This is a genomic window from Sellimonas sp. (assembly GCF_047234585.1).
Taxonomy (GTDB): domain Bacteria; phylum Bacillota; class Clostridia; order Lachnospirales; family Lachnospiraceae; genus Sellimonas; species Sellimonas caecigallum.
The window spans coordinates 21,947-45,572 of record NZ_JBKSWG010000020.1 but is presented as its reverse complement, the minus strand read 5'-3'; the positions used below and the strand labels follow the sequence as shown (position 1 = coordinate 45,572).

Below are 23,626 nucleotides of genomic sequence, written 5' to 3'. Positions count from 1 at the left end.
TTACCTCCACATTCTTTTTTATTTTGAATGTCCGCAAAATCCGTCCTACATCGGAAGGACGCCAGCCCACATCCAGGTGATGGACAGCCACAAGCAAGTCCTGGCAGTTGGTGCCAGACCCCATCTTCTGCGTGGAGCCGAGCAACACCCGCACCTGACCCGTGCGCACTTTAGCAAAGAGTTCTTTTTTCTTTACCTCGTTGTCCGCATCATGAATGAAAGCAATTTCTTCTGCAGGAACGCCCCGTGCGATCAGCTTTGCCTTGATGTCGTCATAGACATTAAACGTACCGTCATCTTTTGGGGTGCTCATATCGCAGAACAGGAGCTGCGTCAGACGGCTTTCCTTTCCTTCCTCCCATATCCGGAACACATTTCCCACACAGGCATTGAGCTTGCTGTTCGGATCATCTGGCAGGAGCGGGTTCATCAGACGCTGGTCAAGCCCGATTTTCCTGCCATCCGAAGTAATTTTGAGCATATTGTCCTGGGACGGATCAACCTGCCCGCTGTGGACGGCAGCCGCCCGCTCCGAGAGCGCCGCAACCATTTCTTTCTGAATCTCCGAGGGCTGCACCACAACCGTCTCAAACTTTGCTTCCGGTACCGGCAGATTCAGCTGGTCACTGGTTTTTATATCCGCGACTTCTTTAAAAAGGTTCATCAGTTCCGGCAGATTGAAAAATTTTGCAAACCTGGTTCTTGCCCGGTATCCGGCTCCTTCCGGAGCCAATTCAATCGCCGTAGTGCTTTCCCCGAAGGTGGACGCCCAGCAGTCAAAGTGGGTGAGTCCCTTTTGCTGTAAGGTGTTGTACTGGAGGTAGCGCATGACGGTGTACAATTCCGTCATACTGTTGGAGACGGGAGTGCCGCTGGCAAATACTACGCCGCGCCCGCCGGTAACTTCATCCAGATACCGGCACTTCATAAACATATCGCTGCTTCGCTGGGCTTCCGATGTGGATAATCCTGCCACATTTCGCATTTTTGTGTATAAGAACAGGTTTTTGTATGCCTGACTCTCATCCACAAACAGCCGGTCTACGCCAAGCTGCTCAAAGGTAATCACATCATCCTTCCGATCTGTGTTCAGCAGTTTATCCAATCTTGCCTGGAGAGACTTCCGGGTCTTCTCCATCTGCTTGATGGTAAAATTCTCGCCCCGGCTTCGCTTCAGCTCGTCCAGCGCTTCGGTTACATCATCAATCTGTTCCTGTAAGAGCCGTTCCTGCCGCTCCGCAGAGATGGGAATTTTCTCGAACTGACTGTGACCGATAATGATCGCATCATAATCCCCAGAAGCAATACGAGCACAGAATTTCTTCCGTTTTGCTGTTTCAAAATCTTTTTTCGTTGTCACCAGAAGTTTCGCGCTGGGGTAAAGCCGCAGGAATTCATTCGCCCACTGCTGAGTCAGGTGGTTGGGAACCACAAACATCGACTTCTGGCACAGTCCCAGCCGTTTGCTTTCCATTGCAGAAGCAGCCATTTCAAAGGTTTTCCCGGCTCCTACCTCATGTGCCAACAGTGTATTGCCGCCATACAGCACATGAGCGATGGCATTCCGCTGATGAGGCCGCAGCTTAATGTCCGGGTTCATGCCGACAAAATGAATGTGGCTGCCGTCATATTCGCGGGGACGGGTGCTGTTGAACAGTTCATTATACTTTGCCACCAGTGTTTCTCTGCGTTTCGGGTCACGCCAGATCCAGTCCCGGAAAGCGTCCTTGATTGCCTGCTGTTTCTGTTGAGCGAGGGTCGTTTCCTTTTTGTTGAGGACACGCTTTTTATTGCCCTCTGCATCTTCAATGGTATCGTAAATCCGGGCGTCTTTCAGATTCAGAGTATCCTCCAGAATCTTATAGGCGTTCGCCCGATCTGTGCCATACGTCACATAGGCTGCCACATCATGCCGCCCGGTACTGCTTTTACCGGAAATCTGCCATTCTGCCGTAATCGTAGAAAACTTCACTTCAATGGCACGGCGGAGATAGAAGGGTGTCTCAAAAGTTTCCTCCATAAACTGCTGGATATACTTTGGATCAATCCAAGTAGCGCCCAGGCGCACCTCAATCTCCGAGGCTTCCAAATCTTTGGGCTGAGCTTTTTCCAGCGCAGCCACATTAACCGTGTACTGCGGATCGGTTTGTGCTGCAAGCCGTGCAATCCGCAGCTTATCGCGCACATTACCGGACAGATATTCATCCGCAGTCTGCCAGCCAAGTTCCGGCGCTTCCGGTGCCATGGGATCACGGAAAATCACGCCAGTCAACTCGCCGGTGACGGCCTCGAAATCATCCGCTTTCCCCAGCAGTTCTGCCATAAACGGAATGTCTACCTTGCCACGTTCTCCGATGGAAACCGCCAGTGCTTCGCTGGGCGTATCCACATGGGTCACATGACGTTCCGGACGGATGGTGCGTTTGGTGAAAATATCGGCTTTGCTTTCCAGATTTCCATCTTCATCAATATTCTCCAGCGAGCAGAGCAGATAGTAGGAAGAATCCTCTGAAAATGCCTTCTCGTTGCCACGGCTGTTAATCAACCCATACTTTTGGGTAAAGGCATCGTAGGCGGTATTTAGTTCCTGCTGTTTGGCCTCGATAGCTTCCTGTGGATAGTCTTCCAGCTGGTACTCAATCAGGTCATTGACGATCTGACGCAGTTCCACCATGCCTTTGACCCGGCCTTTTACGGTATCGTTTAAGTCAACCGGCGACATAATGGAATTTTCCCTGAAATACACTTCGCCGTCTACCACCGTGTAGGAAAAGTTTTTTACCGTCGGATCTGCAGGCAGTACAGAGGCATTATCCTCCAGTTCCGGATTTTCCCGCTCCTGAGCCACGTATTCTCCATGGATATGGGAAATCGCGTCTTTCAGCTGTTCGCTTAAATCAGCGCCGTCAATGGGCAGCACCGTACATTCCTCTTTGCCATACTGAGTGCTTTCGGTGGAAAGCCGTCCCAGCACCATCTCCGGATGCTCCACAAAGTAGCTGTTTAAGGTCAGCCCGTTCTCGTTGCGTCCAAGGTGAATCCAGTCCGCATCCAGGTCGATGGGGTGTTCCCGCTTTTGCAGGAACAGAATATCCGATACCACATCCGTACCGGCATTGGCACGGAATGCATTGTTCGGCAGACGGATCGCCCCTAAAAGTTCCGCCCGCTGTGCCAGGTATTTGCGCACCTCCGGGCTTTTGGCATCCATAGTATAACGGCTGGTCACAAAAGCAACCACACCTCCCGGACGCACCTGATCCAACGCTTTGGCAAAGAAATAGTTGTGAATGGAAAATCCCAGCTTATTGTAAGGTTTATCATTGACCTTATAATCGCCAAAGGGGACATTGCCAACCGCCAAATCATAAAAATCACGACGGTCAGTGGTTTCAAATCCGGCAACAGTGATCTCTGCATTGGGATACAGCTTTTTTGCAATACGCCCGGAAATGCTGTCCAGCTCCACACCGTAAAGACGGCTCTGCTGCATACTCTCCGGCAGAAGACCGAAGAAGTTTCCTACGCCCATGGACGGCTCCAGAATATTGCCCTGACGGAAGCCCATCTGCTCCACGGCATCGTAAATCGCGTGGATCACCGTGGGGCTGGTGTAATGTGCATTCAAGGTAGAAGCCCTGGCCGCTGTATATTCCTCCGGTGTCAGAACAGTTTTCAGTTCCAGGTATTCCGTTGCCCAGTTACCTTTACGCTCATCAAAAGCATCTGCAAGGCCGCCCCAGCCGACATACCCGGAAAGGATTTTCTGCTCATCCGGCGTAGCCGGGCGGTTTTCTTCCTCACATTTTTTCAGAAGCTGGATTGCCATGATGTTGGCGCGGAATTTCTGCTTCGGCCCGCCTTCGCCCAGGTGTTCATCGGTAATGCGGAAGTTTACAGCAACAGGCTCTGGTTCCGGACGTTCCGCCTCGTTTATGCGCAACCGTTCCACCACAATATCATAAGGCAGTTCGTTTTGTTCGGCAGGATAAATAGTTTCCGGCTCCGTTGTCAGTTCCGGTAATTCTGGTGTGGATGATTCTTTTTCTTCCTGCACAAACAGGCTGGCGTTTCGCTCATCCTGACGGAGAAGTTCTTCAAACTGACTGCGCCCCATAACCTTGTTACTCCAGGAATATGGGCCGGTATCAATCCGCACAGTGGTGTCGCCAACGTAACCAAGAGTGCCGCTGATAGGCTGATCAGGCGCAGGCAGGAAGACAGAATCGCCTACCTGGTAGGACGGCTGTCCCTCAAGTACCGTCTGCTTTTGCCGGTAACCTTCCGGGTTCTGATAAAAGCCTTCCTGCTCATGGATATACAGTCCGCGAAAAATGGGAGCCATGTCGCCCCAGCTGCCGCCCAGCGCCGCCAGCCTGCGTTCTTCACTGTCCAGAATCTCCACTTCGATACCGGTGGTGTAGGTGCGGAAATCTGCCGTGTCCCCGGTAGCCAGTTCCATCGTTTCCGCCCGGTTTGCAAACAGTTCTGAAAGCCGCTGTGCAATCCGGGTATTGCCTTCCCCATCCCGCAGCCAGCCAGAAATATACTCTTTATCCTGCGCAGAGAGCAGACCAGAAGCCAGCACTTCCAGCAAATCCTGATCGACATTTGACGGATTGGGGGCAAGATACTCCGTTACAGCGCCGTTGCGGCTGTCCTGCCGAAGCAGTCCCTCGAACCGTTCCCGGCTTTCTGCACGGAATACAGGGTAAGTCACCCCATTAGGAAGGAGCTGCACCGTGTCTTCCCGCAGTTCGGTAATCCGATATTCCTGATTATCCAGGTAAACGGTATCTCCCATGTGATACGGCAGCGAAGCGGGATCGTATGCCGGTTCTTCCGGAATGGCCTGTTTGATTGCTTTATATTCTTCTTCCGACACCGTGATGTCTACCACATGAGTGGCATTGCCGGTTCCGATGGTAATATCATCACCACGGCGGGTAATCGGGTACTGGCTCAGGTCAGGAACTTCCTGTTGTTCCGCTGTTTCTTCGGAGGCGGCGTTTTCTGCGTCCTTTTTGTTATCCTGATTTTCAGGCACAGAAAAAGGACCGGGCGATGGTTCGCTCGATCCTTTCGTGGACTGTTTGGCGGTGGGGGCTTCTTCTGGAAAAGTAAAACTTAGCTGTTGATAAGCTCCGTCAAAATCACTTCCTCGGCCTGGGCTTTCAGTGCGTTCATGTGCTGTACCCACGCCATCGCGCTCTGCTTCTTGTCCGGAGCCGGGTCTTTCTCCAGAAGCTGGTTCATTATCAGCTCCAACCTCTGGTTTGCCGTCTCCTCGATCTCCAACAGGTGCGGATACAGCGTCCCGTTCAGCAGGAACTGATTGTACAGAAGCGGGCGGTTCTCCTTCAGATATGCCCGGCGCATCCGTCCATATTTGCCCAGGGGCTTCTCCGGCTGCTCGTCCAGTTTCAGGTTCGGAATCAGGTAATCCCCGTTCCTCGTGTAGGTTAAGGTGTTCTTCATCCCATTTTCTCCTTTCCTCAATGGCTTCCCGCTCCGCAGTCCGAATGGTGTCTCCGATCTGCAGGAGAATCTGCCTGCTGCATTGGCTCACAGCGGAACCCAGTGCCATCACCGCCGGAATGGTATTGAAGTCGAAGATCGGCATGAAGTCCTCATGCCCCATATATTCCGCTGGATTCAAACCGCACCGGCTGAGTACCGTATAAGTGATGCTGGCGGTGGCTGCTGTCTTAAACTGGATTCCGATGTTGTAATTATCGTACCCTTCTAAGAAGGAATCGTCAACGATGTAGAAGAAGTCCTTCTGGTTATCTGCCCAATACTCGTCTGCCAGAGTTCGGGCGGCCGCCGCAATCTGTTCGCCCAGGTCAGCTCCACCAACGCCGTAGTTTCGTTCCAGCATAGCCATAATGGGAACGATATGCTGATCCTCCATTGTCCACAGCCAAGGCGTTCGCGAATTTTCCCTTGTTCCCGTATCTGCCACATCAAATACATAGCGCAGACGCAGTTTGTCACCACGCTCATCTAAAAGGGCAATCCCTTTTGACCCGCGCCGGACGTAGCGGTTCATCTTGTCATTCCATAAATCGTATTCTGCGCAGGCGGTGGCATCCGGCCTTTGTGCGTAAATCATCATCTGATCCATGAACGGATACTTATACAGCCGGGAAGCCGTGGTAAGGAACTTTGCCCATTCCTGCCAGCTGGCTGTCAGTCCTTCCAGAGTTTCTTTTGCAACCGCCGAATAAAAATCTGCTTTACTCCACATATTGACCTCCTTCCCTACAGCAGAAAAGAGCCGGGACAGTGTTTTCCATCCCGGCAGTATTTAACTTCTTGTCAGTCCATAAAATCGGGGTACAAATCCAGTGCCGAAAACTCCTGATCGTTCATCTGTCGCAGCTTTTCCAGCACACAGTCGGTCAGTGTCAGCAGCTCTGTTTCATCGGCCTGCAGATAGCCCCGCATATCCGTCAGATTTTCGACCAACTCCAGACGGGTGCCGGAATTGTACAGGCACATCAGATTCATTTCTTTGGAAGTAAATGTCTTCATCGTTCCAAGCTCCTTTTTCTTTTTCTCATAGCTGGTTTTCTTTGCGCCGCCTTCTGCCTCTGACGGATTGACTCCAGATTTCTTTCTTTATAAGCAGCCCGGATATCAGCCATCAGCCGAATACATTCCCGATCCGGGATTCTGGCAAATTTTTCACAGGTACCGGAAACGAGCTGCCGAAGCTGCTGATTTTTCACTATCTTTAAGATTTGCTCCAGATCTTCCAGCAATTTGTTTTTCGTATTCAAGGCGTACTGAAAAATGAGTTTCTGTTCCTCTCCGGAAAACTGATGGAGATAAGCGCTCATCTGCCGGAAACCGGTAATGGCACCGTCTTTATTCCGTACAGGCTCATAGCGTTCCTGAGATTTGAGATACTCTCCATTCACATAGTTCCCTCCCACATAGAAGCCGTTTTCGTCCTTCTCATTTTCCAACAAAGCAGTTCCATTGGAAAGCAAATATCCTGACTCAATGCGATTTGTTGAGGTTCCCATAAGAGCGCCTTTCTGCCGGATATCTAAGATAATTCCCGGTATTTCCTCCAGTGTCATTTGATAGCGATCATTCCCCATATCATCGCTCCTGTTCCGTGTATTTGACCGTGGATTTCTTTCTGACCTCACAGTGTGGCTGGTTTTTCAGCTGCTCCACCACAGAAGGCTTCTCAGCTTTATCCTTTGCCGCTTTCTCCTTACAGTCTTTTGCGCCATTATTAACAACGCCGTCGATCATACCGTAATCATCCTCAAGCTGCATTTCCGCATTTTTCAGGTAATTCTCCGGGATAAGTCCGGGAAGTTCCTGAAAGCAGGTACTGTCACAGTAATAACAGGATACCGCACCATTTTCACGGATGGCAACAATATCGCTGACCGAAAGGCTGTGTCCCTTAAAATCATCCGGGCGATCCAGATTAAATTTCTCGAAGACGCTTTCCAGAAAGGCGGGACGGTTTGTGTGAATCGGCAGCGGTGCGATATACACCACTTCATAATGGTCAATATTCACTTCCATATCCATTCGTTCCAGCATCCGCAGAGATGAAAAGCGCTCCATGCGTGTTTCTTCAATGTCGCGCAGCTGTAAAATCGCATAGTTGTCCCCGGCGCTTTCCAGAAAGGTTTCTAACCTGCCGTTGTTTCCCGTATTACCGTTTACTTCGTCCCACTTTTCAATTTTATCCTGTGACATAAACTCCCTCCTGTGAAATTCTTCCCGGTCATAATCGGTCAGTTCTCGATTGCGGCTGCTAAGCCTGCATTGTTCCATCGCCTGATCACGGGCTTCCAGAATCGAAGTTTCCAGTCCGCCCACTTCTCCGGCAGCTACCGAATGAAATCCCTGATCGTATAAATGGTACGCCCACCCTGACGGACTGCGTTCCACTGTCAGATAGTTTTGACTTCCCAGCTGCCACGCGGCAGTATCCCGGTCAAGCTCCGGTTCCGGGCGGCAGGTTCCGCCGCCGCGTTCCAGAATCTCTGCAAACTGGCAAATGTGGTAGACGTTGTTTCCAACCTGGGTATGATAATCGTCAATGTAGCTGCATTTGGCTGCATAATGTCGATCCGGATAATCCACCTGAATTGTCCCTCCGTCCGGGATACGGAACAGTTCCTTGTACCGGCTGTCGATAAAGCGAATATCGTGGGAGGGAAGACTGGCTGGTTCCTGAAGGCTTCGGCGTCGAATCTCTGACCGAGGATACGGAAGCAGGGACAGTAGGGATACTTTCGCCACTTCCTGACCTTCCAGTCCAATCTCTTCACAGGCGGCTACCCGTGCAGCTGCCAGCGGGGAGGCAATTCGACTCTCCAGAAGGTCTTCCCAGGTCAGCATCCCGGAGTAATTTTCTTTCTTATCGCTCCGATGGAACGCTTCATACTGAAAGCCGCTTTCCGTTTCCTTGATGTGGAGAAAAAACTGGCGGTCTACCAGATAAACCGCTTCTAACTTTTCCGCACTCATTTCCCGCCACCTCCGCTTTCAAATTCCAGCTGAAATTTCGGACGTCCATCTGCTTCGGTGGACAGCAGAACAGAAGCATTGTAGGTTTTTCCGGTTTTCTGGCTTTTGCAGTCCTTCACGCGGATTCTTCCGTCCCGTACCAGCCGTTCCGCCATCTGAGCAGTGAGGCGTTTGCCAATTTTCTTGAAGTAGGCGTTGTCTTTCCAGAGAATGAAGCGGCATTCCCGATTGGAGCAAAACCATCCCTTCTGACGTTCTATGACTTCAGCCCCACAGTGAGGGCAGGTTCCGATTACAGTTGTACCAGGCATAAGCACTTTGGCTCCTTTCACAATCTCATAGTTGTTGACCAGTTCCATAATCATGCCGGAAATCTCATCCATGAAAGTTTCCGGCGCATATTCGCCGTGTTCCACCTCCGACAGCTTTTCCTCCCAGTCTGCTGTCATAGCAGGGGACTGGAGCTGCTCCGGCGTTACGGTGATTAAGGCTTTTCCTTTTTCTGTGGGTATCAGCGTCTTTACCTTACCGCTGCCTTTGCGCTCCAAAAAGCCTTTCAGAACCAGTTTTTCGATGATGGCGGCACGGGTGGCAGGAGTGCCAATTCCTTTCCGTTCCGCATCCTCTGGAAAGTCATCGGCGCTGGCTGCTTCCATTGCCTGTAAGAGTAGGTCTTCGGTGAAATGCTTCGGCGGAGAAGTTTTCCCCTCTTTTATTTCTGTTTTCTCAATGGGAAGTGCTTCTCCCTCTGCTAATGGCGGAAGCACTTTTGCAGCTTTTTCCTCTTTCGGAAGAAGCTGACGTTCCACCTCTTTCCAACCATCATCCTGAATTTCTTTCCCTTTGGCAGAAAAGACAGTACCGGAACAGCTTAGCTCCACGGCAGTTTCCGCATACCGGTGCGGCTCGCTTACAGCGGCAAGAAGTCTTGCTACGATCATCCGCAAGACAGACTGTTCACCGGCAGGCAGAGCCGCAAGGTCAGCTTTCGCCATGCTTGTCGTGGGGAGCAGGGCATGGTGATCGGTAACTTTTTTCCCGTTGATTACTGCGCTTGCATGAACCGCAGCGGGCGGCTGAACACCAAACGCCAGAGCGCTGTTTTCTGCCAGTCCCGGAAGCGATACGGCCATATCCTCGGTCAGATACCGGCTGTCCGTGCGGGGATACGTTACCAGTTTCTTTTCATAAAGGCTCTGCGTATAGTCCAGCGTCTGTTGTGCCGTAAAGCCGAAGAGACGGTTGGCTTCCCGCTGAAGTGTTGTCAGGTCATAGAGAGCTGGCGGCTTCTCTGATTTTTCCCGGCGCTCCACTTTACAGACAGTTGCCGTTCCCGCTTCCTGACAGGCTTTGCGGCACAATTCTGCATCCATTTTTTCTTTGAATCGCTCACTGGAAACAGTAAAATTATTTACCGTAAGCTGTACTGTATAAAACGGCTCCGGCACAAAAGCGGAGATGGCTGCTTCCCGCAGTACCACCATGCCAAGCGTGGGAGTCATCACGCGCCCTACATTGAGGGTCATACCATACAGGCATGAAAAAAGCCGGGTCGCGTTGATTCCGACAATCCAGTCGGCACGTTCCCGGCAGAGGGCAGCTTCATATAAAGCATCGTATTCTGTCCCCGGTTTCAGATTGGCAAAGCCCTCCCGGATCGCAGTGTCTTCCATAGAAGAAATCCAGAGGCGTTCAAAGGTCTTTTTGCATCCGCACTGATGATAGACCAGACGGAAGATTAGTTCACCTTCGCGCCCTGCATCGGTTGCGCAGACCAGACTCTCCACATCTGGACGTAACATCAGCTTCTTTAAAATGGAGAACTGTTTTTTTGTTGCCGCTGTCACCTGGTATTTCCAGGAATGGGGCAGAATCGGAAGGTCTTCCTTTCGCCATTTAGCATAGCGTTCTTCATAGCTTTCCGGCTGCGCCAATTCCACCAAATGGCCGATACACCAGCTGACAATGTAACCGCCGCCTTCCAGAAAGCCATCGCCGCGCTTTGTTGCTCCCAGCACTTTTGAGATACTCTGAGCGACTGAGGGCTTCTCACAAACCACGAGTTTGAGCATGAGCAATTCACTCCTTTTTCTTTTTTATGTTAGGGTAGCCCACAAGCTACCCTTCCGAGGAAATACAAGCTACGCCGGACTACATCTGTTCCTCGTTGTCATCCTCTGGCTCATCCTCAGAGTCAATTTCTTCACCGTCAGTCACATCATCCTCATCCGGCAGTTCAAAATCATCATCCTCGTCTTCAGTATAATCTGCGTCCGGATCAGGCTTTGTCTGTTCCGCCTGTTTCTTTTTCTTCATCTGGAGAAACAGGAATCCGCCGCCACCGGCCAGCACTGCCGCAAGCAGCACAACAATCGGAAGCATATTCGTGGATTTTTCTTCTGGTTCCTCTACCGGTTCCGGCTCGGGTTCCGGTACAGCTGTCTCAGGAGTTTCCGGTTCTGTTTCAACTTCCAGGCTTTCCTGATACTGTGCCGCCGCATCCTCATCCATCAGGCTGAGAAGATCGGCTTCATCCACCTGATTGAGGAAGTGGACGGTTTGTTCTCCTTCATCGTCACGGTCAATAATCAGGTAAAAATAATTGCCGTTCTTGCTCACCAATGTGATGAACTGCTTCCCAGCCCCTGTCGCACTGCCGTTGTCGTCTACAATCGTCAGATTGCCATCCGGCGTCAGGGCTTCCATGGGTTCCTCTGTCGGCTCCGGCTCAGGAGTTTCCTCCAGCACCGCTTCTTCCTGAACCGGCTGCGATTCTGCCGCAGCGCTTTCGTCCACATATGCGTAGGCGTTTACCGAAAATACACCCATACAAAGGGTCATAGCCAAAAGCAACGCGAAAAACTTTTTAATCTTCATCCGTGGTATCCTCCTTTACCACCTGATTCACTGCTTCCGGAGAGGGAAGAGACTGCGCAGTCTGGCGCAGCAGCTGCCCCAACTGTTCCGGAGTCAGGTTAAACGCATGAACCAGGTCATGAATCTCCGTGTTTTCCTGTTCCCGATACCGTTTATCCAGTTCTTTATAACGGGCATCCCATTCTTCCCGCCTGCGAAGAGCTTTATCCCGTTCTTCGCCGATTCGATCCAATTTTGCACTCATTCACATACCTCCTCAACGAATGCGTCCATACGCATAAAAATGAGATTGCCAGTAACTTATTTCTATCGAAGCATAAGAGATCGGATTTCCACAGTGGATCATCATCCCGCCGCCCACATAAATTCCCACATGGCTGGCCCCGGCAGTATCATACGTTCCCTGGAAGAAGATCAGATCGCCGGGCTGTGCCTCACTGGCGGGAATAATATCACAGGAACTCATAAGACCGTTTGCAGTGGTTCTGCCAACATTCCAGCCATTGCCGCAGTTGTTGATTACCCAGCAGACAAAACCAGAACAGTCAAAGCTGGTACTGGGTGAACTTCCGCCCCAAACATAAGGAAATCCAAGATACTTTTCTGCCTCGTGGATCATATTGGCGAATTTTTCATCGGTCAGAGCTTCCCCCGGAATATCATAGTCTGTATAAGGGCCGGTAGGCGTGGCATAAATATCATCTTCAAACAGATAGGGACGGTTGCCCTGGGTCTGCAGCAGGATGTTATATCGTTCCTGCTGATCCTCCGTCAGTGCTGAAGCAGCGATTGCTGTCCCCAGCCCATTGTTCCTGAGGGTAACATTGAGAATATAATAGTTGTATTCCACCTCAACCTCATATTCTTCTTCCGAGGTTTCACCGGTTTCCGGATCGGTCACTGTATGAGTGTGCGTCTCCGTGCGTGTACGCACCTCCACTTCTTCCTCCAGTGTCAGCGTATACTGCCGGTCAAACAGTGCCTGTAAGGTTTCCTGAACCTCTGCTCTGGTATAATCTTCAAACAAAACAGTCAGGTAGGCAGTCAGCTCATAAGGATTGTGGTTGATCTCATCCAGCTGATACCGGTATTCATCATAACCGGGATGCGTGGATTCGATATTGTCAATCTCATTTTTCAGTGCGGCTTCCAGTGCCTTATAGTCCTCATTGGTTCCGGTAATGTCTTCATCTGTAGCGGTGAAGGAAGTTCCCAGCAAAGAGCCAGTACCGCCCTGCAGCATGGCAGAACAGGAAGAAAACGCCCCGGAAACCATCAGAAAAAGCAAAGCAAATACTAGGATAATAATCATGGCATGGGTATGCTGGACGGCAAATTTTTTGAGCCGTTCCAGCAGTGTTTTCGCTCCCTGAGCAGTTTTTTCGGTGCCTTTTGCCGCACCACCGGCAGCCTTAGAACCAGAGGCAACCCCCTGAGCAGCTTTTGCAGCATAATATTGCTTTTTAATTTCTTGGCGCTGCTTCCAACGAGAAATGGGATTGGATGCAATTTCCGGGTTGTCCGCTACCGCCTGCTGATAAAGGGCTTCCACATTTGCCTTGTCTGCTTTCCGGTCAAGTCGGGCTGCTTTCTGGTAGGCTTTCAGCTTATGACCGTACCGGACATTACTAACAGTCCGTGCAGCGCCTTCCGCAAATTCTTCGCTCTGATGTGCCGCATGTACACCCACGTTGTCATCCTCGTTTTCCGCAATTTCATGGTGTACACGGCCAGCAAGCGTACCGGTCACCGCATGGGAAGCAGTGCGGCTGATACGGCTGCCGGGAGACACTACATCCACTGCTGAATCATCGAAGCGTAAATGCTCATTTACACCTGCTGTGCCAGCTTTCTGCTTGCCTTCCTTTTTGCCCACCGGTTTCTTCCGATCTAGTACTGCTTTCTTTCTTGCCTGACCGGCTACCTTTTGAGAAGTATCCGCATCTTTGGAATTATCCTTTTTGCCAAAGCGCAGCTGTTCCTTGCGGTCAGCTGCCTTATCTTTCTCATGCTTCAGCTTATTCTTTGTGGGCAGCCGGGCTTTTGCGGCATCCGCCTTATCCGCAGCCCGTTCCGCTTTCTTCGCCGCACGGGCAACCGGCTTATTCGCCAGTTCCTCTTCTTCAAACCGCAGGCGTGTGGTTTTATTCTTCATCCGACCGCACCCCCTTTCTGATCTCCCGAATCCGATCTTGAGCGATTTTCCAATATTCCTCTGAAATTTCCGTTCCGGTAAATTTTCGTCCAGATTGAATCGCAGCCAGCGCTGTACTTCCCGTTCCCATAAATCCATCGAATACCAAATCACCCGGATTACTGGATATTTGAATCAGCCACTGCAGACAGACTTCGTTTTTTACCGTTGGATGAAAGATTCCATTCTTTTTCTGCCATATGGAATGATGTGTGGCCTTCGGGTATTCTGAGCCAAACCAGCAGTCCGAAAACCGTGTCTTATACCGTTTGCTGGGTTGGCGTCCCTTGTGAAACATGGTGCCTTCTCTATTCCGGTTTTCCAGAAGCGTAGTTGAGTTAAAAATTCTCCGCCCTTTTTGACAGAAGATCACCCATTCTGCGCTGCTTGCATAACTTCCTTTCAGATCGCCAATCCCTCCAAGCGTTCCTTTTTCAATTACCAGGCAATTTTTGATGGTAAAGCCAGCTTCCTGCAGGCATTGAAAATGGTACGGATAGCAGTCAAAACGGGTAAAAAAATACGCATGGCTGTTCATGCGTAAAATGCGGTAGCTCTCCCTGGCAAATGCAGGATAATCAATCCCATCATCTCCCGGAAGCATAGCGTGCGGATTCTTCGCGAACTGATTGCTGTAATGGATGCCATAAGGGGGATCGGTCAAAATCAGGAAAACTGACTCGTCTGGAATCCCTTTCATAAAGGTCAGACAGTCCTCACAAAAAATTCTGTTCTCATAGTCCCTGGGAAAAATTCTCTCTTCATTTTTGAATGGCATCTTACGCCTCCCGTTCCATAACCTCCGACAGCTTCGATGTCATGATGCTGTACAGCTCCAGATCTGTCGGGAAGCGGTCAACGAAGGGCAGGATCACGTTTCCATAGAACAGAAGACCTTCGCCCTCACCGGAATGGGTTACATAGGAAAGCTGGTGGGGACTGATATTCAGCTGGTTCGCCAGAATCTGCCGGTCACCGGCGGCCTGGTTGAGCATGATAATAAAGTCAGAATTTTCAAAGATATTCTCCACCTCGCGGCTGGAGAGCAGGTCTTTGACGTTCTGCGTAATTCCGGTCGGAATCCCGCCCCATTTTCGGAAACGCTTCCAGATTTCTACGGAATAGGAAGCCGTCTGTTCCTCTTTCAAAAGAAGATGGAACTCATCCATATAGTAGCGAGTGGTTTTACCCTGTCCACGGTTCTTTGTCACCCGTCCCCAAACCTGATCCTGGACAATCAGCATCCCGATTTTTTTCAGCTGCTTTCCAAGCTCTTTGATGTCATAGCAGACGAACCGGTTTTCAATATCTACGTTCGTCCGGTGATTGAACAGGTTCAGAGAACCTTTGACGTAAATTTCCAGTGCAGTTGCCACATGGTGGGCTTCCTTTTCGTCCTGTGCCAAAAGTGCATTGTAGAGATCCTCCAGCAGTGGCATATTCTCCGGCACCGGATTTTCAAAGTAGGGCTGATAAATCTGGTGGACACAGCGGTCAATGACTGTCTTTTCCACCGGCTGCAGCCCTTCCTTGCCGCCCACAACCAATTCGCAGAGCGACAGAATAAAATCTGCCTTCAACGCAATGGGATTATCTTCCTCACTGTAATTGCTGTTGATGTCCATGGGGTTGATATACTGAGTGCTGGCAGGGCTGATTTTAATGACCTGACCGCCCATGCGCGTCACAAGGGGTGTGTACTCGCTTTCAGGATCACACACGATGATGTCATCATCCGTGGCAAGAAAAGCATTGGTGATCTCACGCTTTGCCGAAAAACTCTTTCCGGAGCCAGGGGTGCCGAGAATCAGACCGTTGGGCGTTTTCAGTTTCTTCCGGTCAACCATAATTAGATTGTTGGAAAGCGCGTTCAGGCCATAATACAGCGCCTCCGGGCTGTCCTGAAACAGCTCCTGAGTGGTAAACGGAATAAAGATAGCCGTGGAGCTGGTAGTCAGCGCACGCTGAATCTCAATCAGGTTCTGTGCCAGCGGGAGACTGCTCATAAGCCCCTGTTCCTGCTGGAAGTCCAGGCGGCACAGATTACAGTTGTGCTTTTGTGCAATGCTGGATGCCTGGAACACATTGGTTTCCAGCTCCTGCAGCGTTTTTCCGGTGTTCATCACCAGAAAAGTAATCAGGAACATTCGCTCATTCTGGCTCTGCAATTCCTTCAAAAGCGCCTTTGCGTCCTTCCCGTAGGTAGCCAGATCGGAGGGGATGATGTCGATGTCATACCCCGAACGAACCGCTTTTTTCTGTTCCTCGATCTTGCTGCGATCCAGTTCTGTGATCGTGCGCTTAATGGTCTTAATGGCCTTATTCTGGTCTACGGACTGAATGTGCACTGTTACAATCTCGCTGGATTCCATATCCAGAAAATCCTTCAGCAGCTGGTCGCTGAGATCAGAGGCAGTAATGGAGAGAAAACTCATAGTCCCATAAAGCGATCCCATCTGGAACGTCTTTCCACCGGGAAAAGAAAAGCTGCTGGGCGCAATAAAATCCTTTACCGATAATCCCGATGCAGGAAGCCACTTCCAGTCGAAATAGAACTTGTCATGGTCGCCCATGTGGAACATGGCGTGCATCAGGTGCAGCCGCTCCTTACCATTTAATGTCCGGGCAGAAACGCCCAGGCGTCGGAAGTTGTTGAGCAGGTCTGTCTGAACGTGCTCCAGCCGGGGCTTTGCCTGCTTCATGGATTCCGCTTCAATGCCGAAGGTCAGATATTTGGTTTTGGTCAGCCCGTTGTTGCCACGTTCCAGCTGCTGACGGAGCATCTGGCTGTATTCCTGGCGTACATCATCGAAGCCATCCTGCCGGGGCTGAATCTGAATCCGGCGTTCAAAGCTTTCCATATCAGTAGCCATATTCATAAAGGACAACTCAAAGTGGATGGAGCTGTCAAAGAAGTTCAGGAAGCCGCACCATTCCTCAAAAATGGAAGTTTTGTCCTCCTGCTGAGCCAGCTGGTAGTTGATGTCCTGAAACTGAATGGTTTTCGTGTAATAACGGTCACTGACCCGACAGATGCCGTCCGGGAACATCCGCTGAAACGGGATGGACTGCTGTGCCGTGCGGGGAATGCCATCATCCCGCTTCGCCTTTTCAATGACAGAGCGAATCTGCTTTTTCTCACGCTTTGTCAGTGTGTCCGGCAGAGCCATTCCGCTGGGTTCTGTCTGTTTTTTTCTGTTTTTCAGAGCAAACAATACGCTGTACCTCCTGTTCTGCCCACGCCTGCCGCATCAGCACCGCATAGTAATTGTTGGTCTGATAGGGACGGACTTTCGGGCGAATAAATTTTGCTTCAATAAACTGCTTTGCAATGACTTCCAGCGGCTGGCCGTGTTTCTCATACATCCCCAGAAAGAACATGGGGAGCATGATAATCATCATGCCGATGGCGGCAAGCGACACATTGCCGGACTGCTTTAACAGGAAGAAAGCCGGAACGCCCACCAGCGCACCGGCTCCAAAGCAGAGAAGCTGTCGTTTTGTCAGATTGAATAATACTTTTGATTTCACCCGTGTAAGGTCACGGGGAACCGAGATATAAGCTGCCAATTTGAATCCCTCCTAGTCTAGTGAGCGGAAAACACTCCCTTAGCGAGAGCGCCGGTCTTAAATAAGGTAAAGCATAACAGTACCGTGTAGCCGACTACGCCCCAGATTGAGGCAATCACGTCATCGCTGAAAGAGATTCCCTGAATCAGTACCGCATAAATTCCGACACAGATCAGAATCAGAAATCCCTGAAAACCAAGCGCCAGAAGTGAGCGCAGGTAATTCTGTCCCACCTGACTTTGCTCCCGATTTCCGAATGTGGCAAATGGAATCGGCGCAAGGCTCACGGCCAAATAAATTTCTATCATCCGGCCATACACGATAATGAAGATAATGATACTCAGCGCCCACATGGTGACATTGAGCAGGAACGACTGGAGGAACAGACCAATCAACGGGCCAATGTCCATCTCCATCAGGGTTTCTTCCAGAGTTTCCAAAGCCGCTCCATCAATGGCTGTGGTATCTGAAATCAATCCGCCTGCTCCGTTAATCACGTTCTGGCAGACATCAAACACCGCCATGGTAATATTAAAGCAGTTGGTGATCAGCATAACTGCTACAAAGGTCTTGAAAACCCACTTGAAGAAAATCCAGGTTTCAAAATTGGCAAGGTTATTGTGATCGATAATCATCTGGATCAGTTCGTAACAGGCGATAATCGTAAGAATAATGCCTGCAATCGGGATAATGACAGATTCCGACACATTCTGAATCATAGAGAAGACCCCCGGCGAGAAATTCGCCGGGGATGTTCCCACCTGCGTCGCAACATCGCCAACCTGCTGGTTGACTGCATCAAACATCCCGGACAGATGATCCATAATCCCACCGACCAGCACTTCTTTCAACCATTCGGTAATCGATTCCCAGATAAAATCCATCCGGCTGCGACCTCCTTTCTGCCCGCCCCGCATTATGCGGGACGGAGCGAGGATTTACAGGGTTTCCGATTAACCAAACAGACCGGACAGGAGCGGAACGAGAGTGATGCCGATCAGGGCAACACCGCCGCCCGCCATAAGCTGTTTCATCCGTTTTGTTCACGCCGGTGCGCGATTCCAGCGCGGTTCCACCTTTTATCAGGCGAACACCCCATGTTTTCACATGGGCGCAGACTATATCTTCACCCGCTGATTGCGGGGCAGACCTCTTCGGGCCGCTTGACCCTACTCCTGCAAAGGATAGTCGTTGAACGTCCCTCTGTTCGAGGTTTCGCTGCTGATTGCCCATTCTTACCGGCGTTTAGGTTCGCACCTTGCGCGATCCATGTGTTTCTTTCTGCTTTCGCAGCCATCACATTGGAGCCTGTTTCATCTCTGTGTTGTGGCACACATGGCTTTAGGGGTTCCCAGCAATTCAGTCTGTCATCGTGTGGACTTTCACCACACGCTTCACGGCAATTACTTGTCCGTGGAGGGCATTCATTACCCCTGAGATTTGGCACCGGGATTGTCGTTGCCGTAACCCTCCAGAAGGTTAATCGCGCCCCAAATACCAAGGCCAGCGCCGAGGGCAACAACGAGGGTCTGGAGAACGGTAATCGCTTCATTAAAGAAATCCATACAAAATACCTGTGACCGAAGCATATCGGGAAATTGTCTGTAATAGGAATCCGCACAGCAAAGCCAGAAAGCAAAAGCCGCTGGCATTTTTCCTTCCAACGGCTCCCGGCTTCGGTCTTTCCTTTCTTAATTTGATATTGTGATTTCTGCATTCTGTTTTTGCAGGCGGAGAGAATGCCTGAATATGAACCGCACATTAGAACCAGATAAATTACTCTGCTTACCGCAGTCGGTCTGTTCTTTGCGCAATCAGGGATTCATGGCATAAATAAAAAGCCTGCCATTCCAGACAGACTTACGTTACAAAGCGTCAGCATCCACGACCGTAAAGACATCGTTCTTTTTCAATTTCATTTTCCTGTTCAGGAATTTCTCAATGTCGAAGGTGTTGCGCTTATCGAAATCGGACGTGTATTTGTAGTTTGGGTGCTGGGTCAGATCATACTTATCCGACAAAAATGGCCGGACACCGCGCAGCTGAAGGATGCACTTGCCGCCGTCCAATACGGCAAGCTCATCGATGGAAGCGAGATCATGACCGGTCTTTTGATAATTTGTGCCGTATGACGGGCTGTTGCCTCTGGTATCAGAAGTGTTGAACATATCAATCGTTTCCTTACCTAGGGCGGCATTTAGTTCTTTCAGTGTTGTCGGCTCAGAGCCACCCAGGAAAATCTGCGAATCCATATTGCCGACAATCGTATCCGCATTGTCCTTGTAAATGGCTTTCAGCTGGCTTTTTGCCTGTAGCACCAGACAGGCAGAGATTTCCCGGCTTCGGATGGTTGCTACCAGCTTCTCCAAATTGGGAATTTGCCCGATATTGGCTGCTTCGTCAATCAGACAACGCACATGAACCGGGAGCCGACCTCCATACACATCATCCGCTTTTTCACAAAGCAGGTTAAACAACTGCGTGTACACCATAGAGATTAGGAAATTGAAGGTGCTGTCCGTATCACTCATGATTAAGAACAACGCCGTTTTCCGATCTCCAAGGGTATCCAGCTGCAGCTCATCGTAGGCAGTGATTTCCCGCAATTCCTGAATGTCGAATGGAGCCAATCTGGCACCGCAGGAAATCAGGATCGACTTTGCGGTTTTGCCAGCGGCTAATTTATAGAGTCGGTATTGGCGAACCGCAAAGGAATCCGGCTTCTTTCGTTCCAGTGCCTCAAACATCAAATCCACCGGATTCTGAAATTCTTCATCATCCTCCCGGACCTCCATCGCATTCAGAAATGTCAGCAGCGTAGCAAAATTCTGTTCTTCTACCGGAGCCTCGTAATGGATATAGGCGATCAACGCTGTATAGAGCAGCTTCTCCGATTTTTCCCAGAACTCGTCACCGCTTTTTCCGTCACCCTTCGTATTTGCCATCAAAGTTGTCACCAGTTTCAAAATATCCTTCTCGCTATGCACATAGGCGAATGGATTGTACCGCATGGACTTTTTGAAGTTGATGGTGTTAAAAATCTTGATCCGATACCCGTGCTTTAACAATGCATTTCCGCATTCGCAGACAATCTGACCCTTTGGATCGGTGACTACAAAGGAAGTCGGATACTCTTTGGAGTTACACTGTAGGAGATTGGGCTTAATCCAGAATCTGGTCTTACCGGAACCGGAACCACCTACAATTAAGACGTTCTTATTGCGGGCATTCTTCGGATTATCAGGCCGGTTCGACAGCATCAGGCGTTCCGTTTTTGTCAGGATAATATTGTCCTCAAACTTCGGAGCCATGAACGGTTCAATGTCTTTGGCTGTTCCCCATCGCGCCGACCCGTACTCCATATTGTGGCGATACTTCTTAGCATTTTTTCCTTTCAGATAAACTGCCAGCCGGACACATCCTCCGGCAAACAGCCCGACCAGAAAATCGGAAGGGTAGAAGCTGGGCATCGGATTGGCAAAAGCCTGACCGACTGTGGAGAAGAACGCCAACAATTTTGCGGAAATATCCGTTCCTTCTGCCAGACGCCATGCTTCTCCCAGATTGGTAGCAAGCAATCCAAGAATCAGATACGGGATATTCAGAATTACCAGGCGTTTGATTTCTTTCTTACTCATAAATCACGCTCCTGTTTCTTCTGCCGTACCTTCGCGGGCATGGAAGCCACCAACTGCTTCAGTTTGTTCAGCTGCTTGAGTACACTCGGTTTCTTTTGCTTTTGCAGCAGAGACGCAGAGTATTCCTTAAACGCAGCCGTCATGGCGTCTCCGTCCCTGGCTTTGAAAAATACCAGATACCGGGGCGGCGCCTGGGACGGATCTTTCGTAATGGCATAATCAATGCCATACTTGTCCAGAAACCTCTTAAAGCCTTTGATGTCCGTTTTCTCAATCTCAATATTGGTGGCACCCTGATTTTGCCCTAACAGCTGATCAATGGTCTGCTCACCTACAGGCTTTTCGTTTTCAGCAGCCAGCTTATTTGCTTTTACATTGCGTCGATGCTGCATATATTTCCGAAACGCCGCAAGCAGCGCCCGACCACTCAGCTTTGTTGTGCTGATCGCCAGATTCAGTGTCCTGTTTTCTACTTCCTCCTGCAATAGACCACCTCCTTAACCCGAACACGGAATCGGGGAAAATGAAAGATGCCGGATCAGGTAGAAAAACTACCGTTCCGGCATCAACGAATCTGTTCTTTTTTATCGTAATGCAGGTGTCCCTGCACTACACGGGCATGGCTTAAAATCTTGATGTGACCTTTTTCCTGATTTTCGAGGGATTTTCGATACCCTTCATCCGTTAAAAACAAACGGGTTCGCTCACCTTGCCATCCAACAGGAGAATCTTTTGTCAGAACATCAAAGATAATCATATGGCGGGTATCGTCAGCAAAGCGCTCCAGTGCCATATACTCATGTCCGTGATACTCCTTTGCGCCAGCTTTCAGACGCATTTCCTCCATCAGTTCACCAATGGTTTTTCCGTTACTCATGTGCATCTCCTTCCGATTGCGTCAGCGTAATGCTGCAATCCACCTCATTTCCCCAGACATCCCAGCCGGGAGACGTTTCCCTTGCGAATAACTCAATGCGCGGTACATCGCCCACCAGCGAAATTGCCAGATCACGAACAATATCCGGCTTTTTGCTGTGCCGCTCTCTGGGACTGATAATCAGCTGAGAAATACCGGCGCATTGACGTTTTGGTTTCCCTCTGACTGCCAGCAAACATATCTCAGCATTACTGCGTGTCCACCAGCCAAGGCCGAGAAAAAAGCCGTTTCCGGATGGATTTGTCTTTACCCATACAAAGCCGACTGTCTTGTACTGGAAGCCCCACGCTTCAATCAGCCGAAGGGCTTCCGGGAGCTTTGGAAAGGTTGCCCACAGAAGCAATACACAATTATCTGCCGCAATTTCTGCAACGGGAAGCTGATATAGTTCCTCATCTGACATTGTAGCGTAATGGTTAATTGCGGCTCCCTGTACCTTGCCGCTGCGGTAACGCCAGGGCGGATCGACATAAATCAGCTCATATTTCTTCATACCTCACCATTCAGCAGAAGCGCCGGAAAGTCCTGCCCGTCAGCACAAAGAATTACCGTGCGGTTAGCGACCATGCGCTGTACATCGTAGATGTCCTCTGCAGTCACAGAAACGTCCTCACCGTCACCGTCCACATCATAGAAGACAGCAGGGCCGACCAGATATTTCCGACCATCCAGCACCAGAACCTGCCGTTCATCATAACTCATAAGCAAATCACAGTCCGGAGCCTGAATTACGGAATCGTCTGTGCCGAAGCATTTCAGCACATCAAAACATTCGGTGACGTCTTTTACCTGGATACCTTTCCCCGGAAGCGCAGCGACCATCAGAATGTAATCGCTGTCTGTTGAACTGCTGTGCAGATCGGTAGCTTTCAGGCAGTGCCGGATTCCATCCAGCATTTCTCCGATACCTGCCACCAGCAAGTCCACATCTACATCCACAGCATTGGCTTTACCATTCATTTCATTTTTGTTGAGCATATTTGTTCTCCTTTACCTTGACTGATCCCGCTGTCTCTTTTTCTGCCATTGTTCCAACAGGCGGATAATCGTATCTTGCATTTGCTTTGGAGTATAAGAGCGCGGGAAATACTTGCGGAGTACGTCATTCTTAAGCGTGACCGTATCCAATTCGCTCTTTTTCTCTTCATTCATAATCGTGTTCATAGCTTCCTGGGTACACATCCCTGCCTGACTGAGCTTTTTAATCCGCTGTGCCTGAGACAACGATGGAGTGGACTGTCCGTAATCCATAGCTTCCAGGAAACCTTTCTGTTCCTCTTTTTTTAGAAAAGACAATTCCACCGCCGGGTTGAATGCGATTTCTTTACGATCCACCATATCCAGAAGCTCCGGGATCAGATTGGTCAAATTGATAAATCGTTGAACCTGACGGGCGCTTTCACCGGTTTGCTCAGCAATGAGCTCTCTGGATTCTTTACCGTCAGACTTCCGGCCAAGTTGGCCGGAAGTTAAATCCGTCCGTTCTCCCTGATGCTTCATCGCCTCCATCTTCATCTTGTAAGCAAACGCACGCTCACTGGGGAGAAGCGTCTCCCTTTGAAGATTGGAGTCCACCATTGCGATGGTTGCGGTATCATCATCCATTTGCCGGATAATCACCGGCATGGTTTCAAGCCCGGCAAGCTCAGATGCCCTCATGCGCCGATGGCCTGCCACTAATTCATATCCGCCCTCCGAACGGGGGCGGGCAAGCGCAGGAGCTAATACGCCAAATTGTGCCACGCTTTCTACTGTGCGTTGCATGGCTTCATCATCCACCACCCGGAAAGGGTGATTTTTGAACGGGTGTAATTCAGAGAGTGGAATCTCCTGAACCCGTTCAGACTTTTTTACAGGCATTCATAAAACCCTCTCTTTCCCGGCTGTACAGCCGTTTTTCTA

General features: G+C 50.2%; 20 protein-coding genes and 1 pseudogene. All 21 read right to left on the bottom strand.

Features of this window, described 5'->3' with window-relative positions:
- Positions 1-1,600: SNF2-related protein (locus ACLROL_RS09225; RefSeq protein WP_413067725.1), on the bottom strand; the 1,600-nt coding region annotated here is incomplete at its 3' end.
- A 3,527-nt stretch (positions 1,601-5,127) separates the two neighbouring features.
- The gene (locus ACLROL_RS09220) at positions 5,128-5,478 is read right to left on the bottom strand and encodes a TnpV protein (protein ID WP_118635555.1); all 351 of its coding nucleotides are present in this window, start codon (positions 5,476-5,478) and stop codon (positions 5,128-5,130) included.
- Between the two features lie 843 nt (positions 5,479-6,321).
- Positions 6,322-6,537, bottom strand: coding sequence for a transposon-transfer assisting family protein (locus tag ACLROL_RS09215; RefSeq protein WP_118635556.1), 216 nt, complete (start codon positions 6,535-6,537; stop codon positions 6,322-6,324).
- Positions 6,534-7,112, bottom strand: coding sequence for a transposon-transfer assisting family protein (locus tag ACLROL_RS09210; protein WP_118635557.1), 579 nt, complete (start codon positions 7,110-7,112; stop codon positions 6,534-6,536). Before ACLROL_RS09210 ends, ACLROL_RS09215 begins: the two co-directional genes overlap by 4 nt.
- Before the next feature lies 1 nt (position 7,113).
- Positions 7,114-8,508 carry a YodL domain-containing protein gene (locus ACLROL_RS09205; RefSeq protein ID WP_182466461.1) on the bottom strand — a complete coding sequence of 465 codons (1,395 nt, stop codon included), beginning with the start codon at positions 8,506-8,508 and terminating at the stop codon, positions 7,114-7,116.
- On the bottom strand, positions 8,505-10,580 hold the full coding sequence (locus ACLROL_RS09200) for a DNA topoisomerase 3 (RefSeq protein WP_118635558.1): 2,076 nt from the start codon (positions 10,578-10,580) through the stop codon (positions 8,505-8,507). Before ACLROL_RS09200 ends, ACLROL_RS09205 begins: the two co-directional genes overlap by 4 nt.
- Positions 10,581-10,659: 79 nt before the next feature.
- A complete protein-coding gene (locus ACLROL_RS09195; RefSeq protein ID WP_118635559.1) occupies positions 10,660-11,385 on the bottom strand; it encodes a DUF4366 domain-containing protein in 726 nt (241 codons plus the stop codon).
- Positions 11,375-11,629 (bottom strand): DUF4315 family protein, encoded by a 255-nt coding sequence (locus ACLROL_RS09190; protein ID WP_118635560.1) that lies wholly within the window; start codon positions 11,627-11,629, stop codon positions 11,375-11,377. Before ACLROL_RS09190 ends, ACLROL_RS09195 begins: the two co-directional genes overlap by 11 nt.
- Before the next feature lie 12 nt (positions 11,630-11,641).
- Positions 11,642-13,540: a C40 family peptidase gene (locus tag ACLROL_RS09185; RefSeq protein WP_413067724.1), complete on the bottom strand. Its 1,899-nt coding sequence runs from the start codon at positions 13,538-13,540 to the stop codon at positions 11,642-11,644.
- Positions 13,530-14,357 carry a DNA-methyltransferase gene (locus tag ACLROL_RS09180; RefSeq protein WP_118635562.1) on the bottom strand — a complete coding sequence of 276 codons (828 nt, stop codon included), beginning with the start codon at positions 14,355-14,357 and terminating at the stop codon, positions 13,530-13,532. The genes ACLROL_RS09185 and ACLROL_RS09180 overlap by 11 nt, the downstream gene beginning before the upstream one ends.
- Position 14,358: 1 nt before the next feature.
- On the bottom strand, positions 14,359-16,749 hold the full coding sequence (locus tag ACLROL_RS09175; protein ID WP_330676935.1) for a VirB4-like conjugal transfer ATPase, CD1110 family: 2,391 nt from the start codon (positions 16,747-16,749) through the stop codon (positions 14,359-14,361).
- Positions 16,718-17,149: a PrgI family protein gene (locus ACLROL_RS09170; protein WP_118635563.1), complete on the bottom strand. Its 432-nt coding sequence runs from the start codon at positions 17,147-17,149 to the stop codon at positions 16,718-16,720. Before ACLROL_RS09170 ends, ACLROL_RS09175 begins: the two co-directional genes overlap by 32 nt.
- A gap of 17 nt (positions 17,150-17,166) precedes the next feature.
- Positions 17,167-18,033 (bottom strand): VirB6/TrbL-like conjugal transfer protein, CD1112 family, encoded by an 867-nt coding sequence (locus tag ACLROL_RS09165; protein ID WP_050625200.1) that lies wholly within the window; start codon positions 18,031-18,033, stop codon positions 17,167-17,169.
- A 69-nt stretch (positions 18,034-18,102) separates the two neighbouring features.
- Positions 18,103-18,183 carry a Maff2 family mobile element protein gene (locus tag ACLROL_RS09160; RefSeq protein WP_021659611.1) on the bottom strand — a complete coding sequence of 27 codons (81 nt, stop codon included), beginning with the start codon at positions 18,181-18,183 and terminating at the stop codon, positions 18,103-18,105.
- 396 nt (positions 18,184-18,579) lie between these two features.
- Positions 18,580-18,714, bottom strand: a pseudogene (locus ACLROL_RS09155) (Maff2 family mobile element protein); the annotation flags it as partial.
- Positions 18,715-19,014: 300 nt separating this feature from the next.
- Positions 19,015-20,787, bottom strand: coding sequence for a VirD4-like conjugal transfer protein, CD1115 family (locus ACLROL_RS09150; RefSeq protein WP_050625201.1), 1,773 nt, complete (start codon positions 20,785-20,787; stop codon positions 19,015-19,017).
- The gene (locus ACLROL_RS09145; protein WP_050625202.1) at positions 20,784-21,272 is read right to left on the bottom strand and encodes a PcfB family protein; all 489 of its coding nucleotides are present in this window, start codon (positions 21,270-21,272) and stop codon (positions 20,784-20,786) included. Before ACLROL_RS09145 ends, ACLROL_RS09150 begins: the two co-directional genes overlap by 4 nt.
- 80 nt (positions 21,273-21,352) lie before the next feature.
- Positions 21,353-21,664 carry a DUF5720 family protein gene (locus tag ACLROL_RS09140; protein WP_050625203.1) on the bottom strand — a complete coding sequence of 104 codons (312 nt, stop codon included), beginning with the start codon at positions 21,662-21,664 and terminating at the stop codon, positions 21,353-21,355.
- The gene (locus ACLROL_RS09135) at positions 21,657-22,217 is read right to left on the bottom strand and encodes an MT-A70 family methyltransferase (protein ID WP_050625204.1); all 561 of its coding nucleotides are present in this window, start codon (positions 22,215-22,217) and stop codon (positions 21,657-21,659) included. The genes ACLROL_RS09140 and ACLROL_RS09135 overlap by 8 nt, the downstream gene beginning before the upstream one ends.
- Positions 22,214-22,702 (bottom strand): hypothetical protein, encoded by a 489-nt coding sequence (locus ACLROL_RS09130; protein ID WP_413067723.1) that lies wholly within the window; start codon positions 22,700-22,702, stop codon positions 22,214-22,216. The genes ACLROL_RS09135 and ACLROL_RS09130 overlap by 4 nt, the downstream gene beginning before the upstream one ends.
- A 12-nt stretch (positions 22,703-22,714) precedes the next feature.
- Entirely contained in the window at positions 22,715-23,584 is an 870-nt protein-coding gene (locus tag ACLROL_RS09125; protein ID WP_182466462.1) for a ParB/RepB/Spo0J family partition protein, read from the bottom strand.
- Between the last annotated feature and the right edge of the window lie 42 nt (positions 23,585-23,626).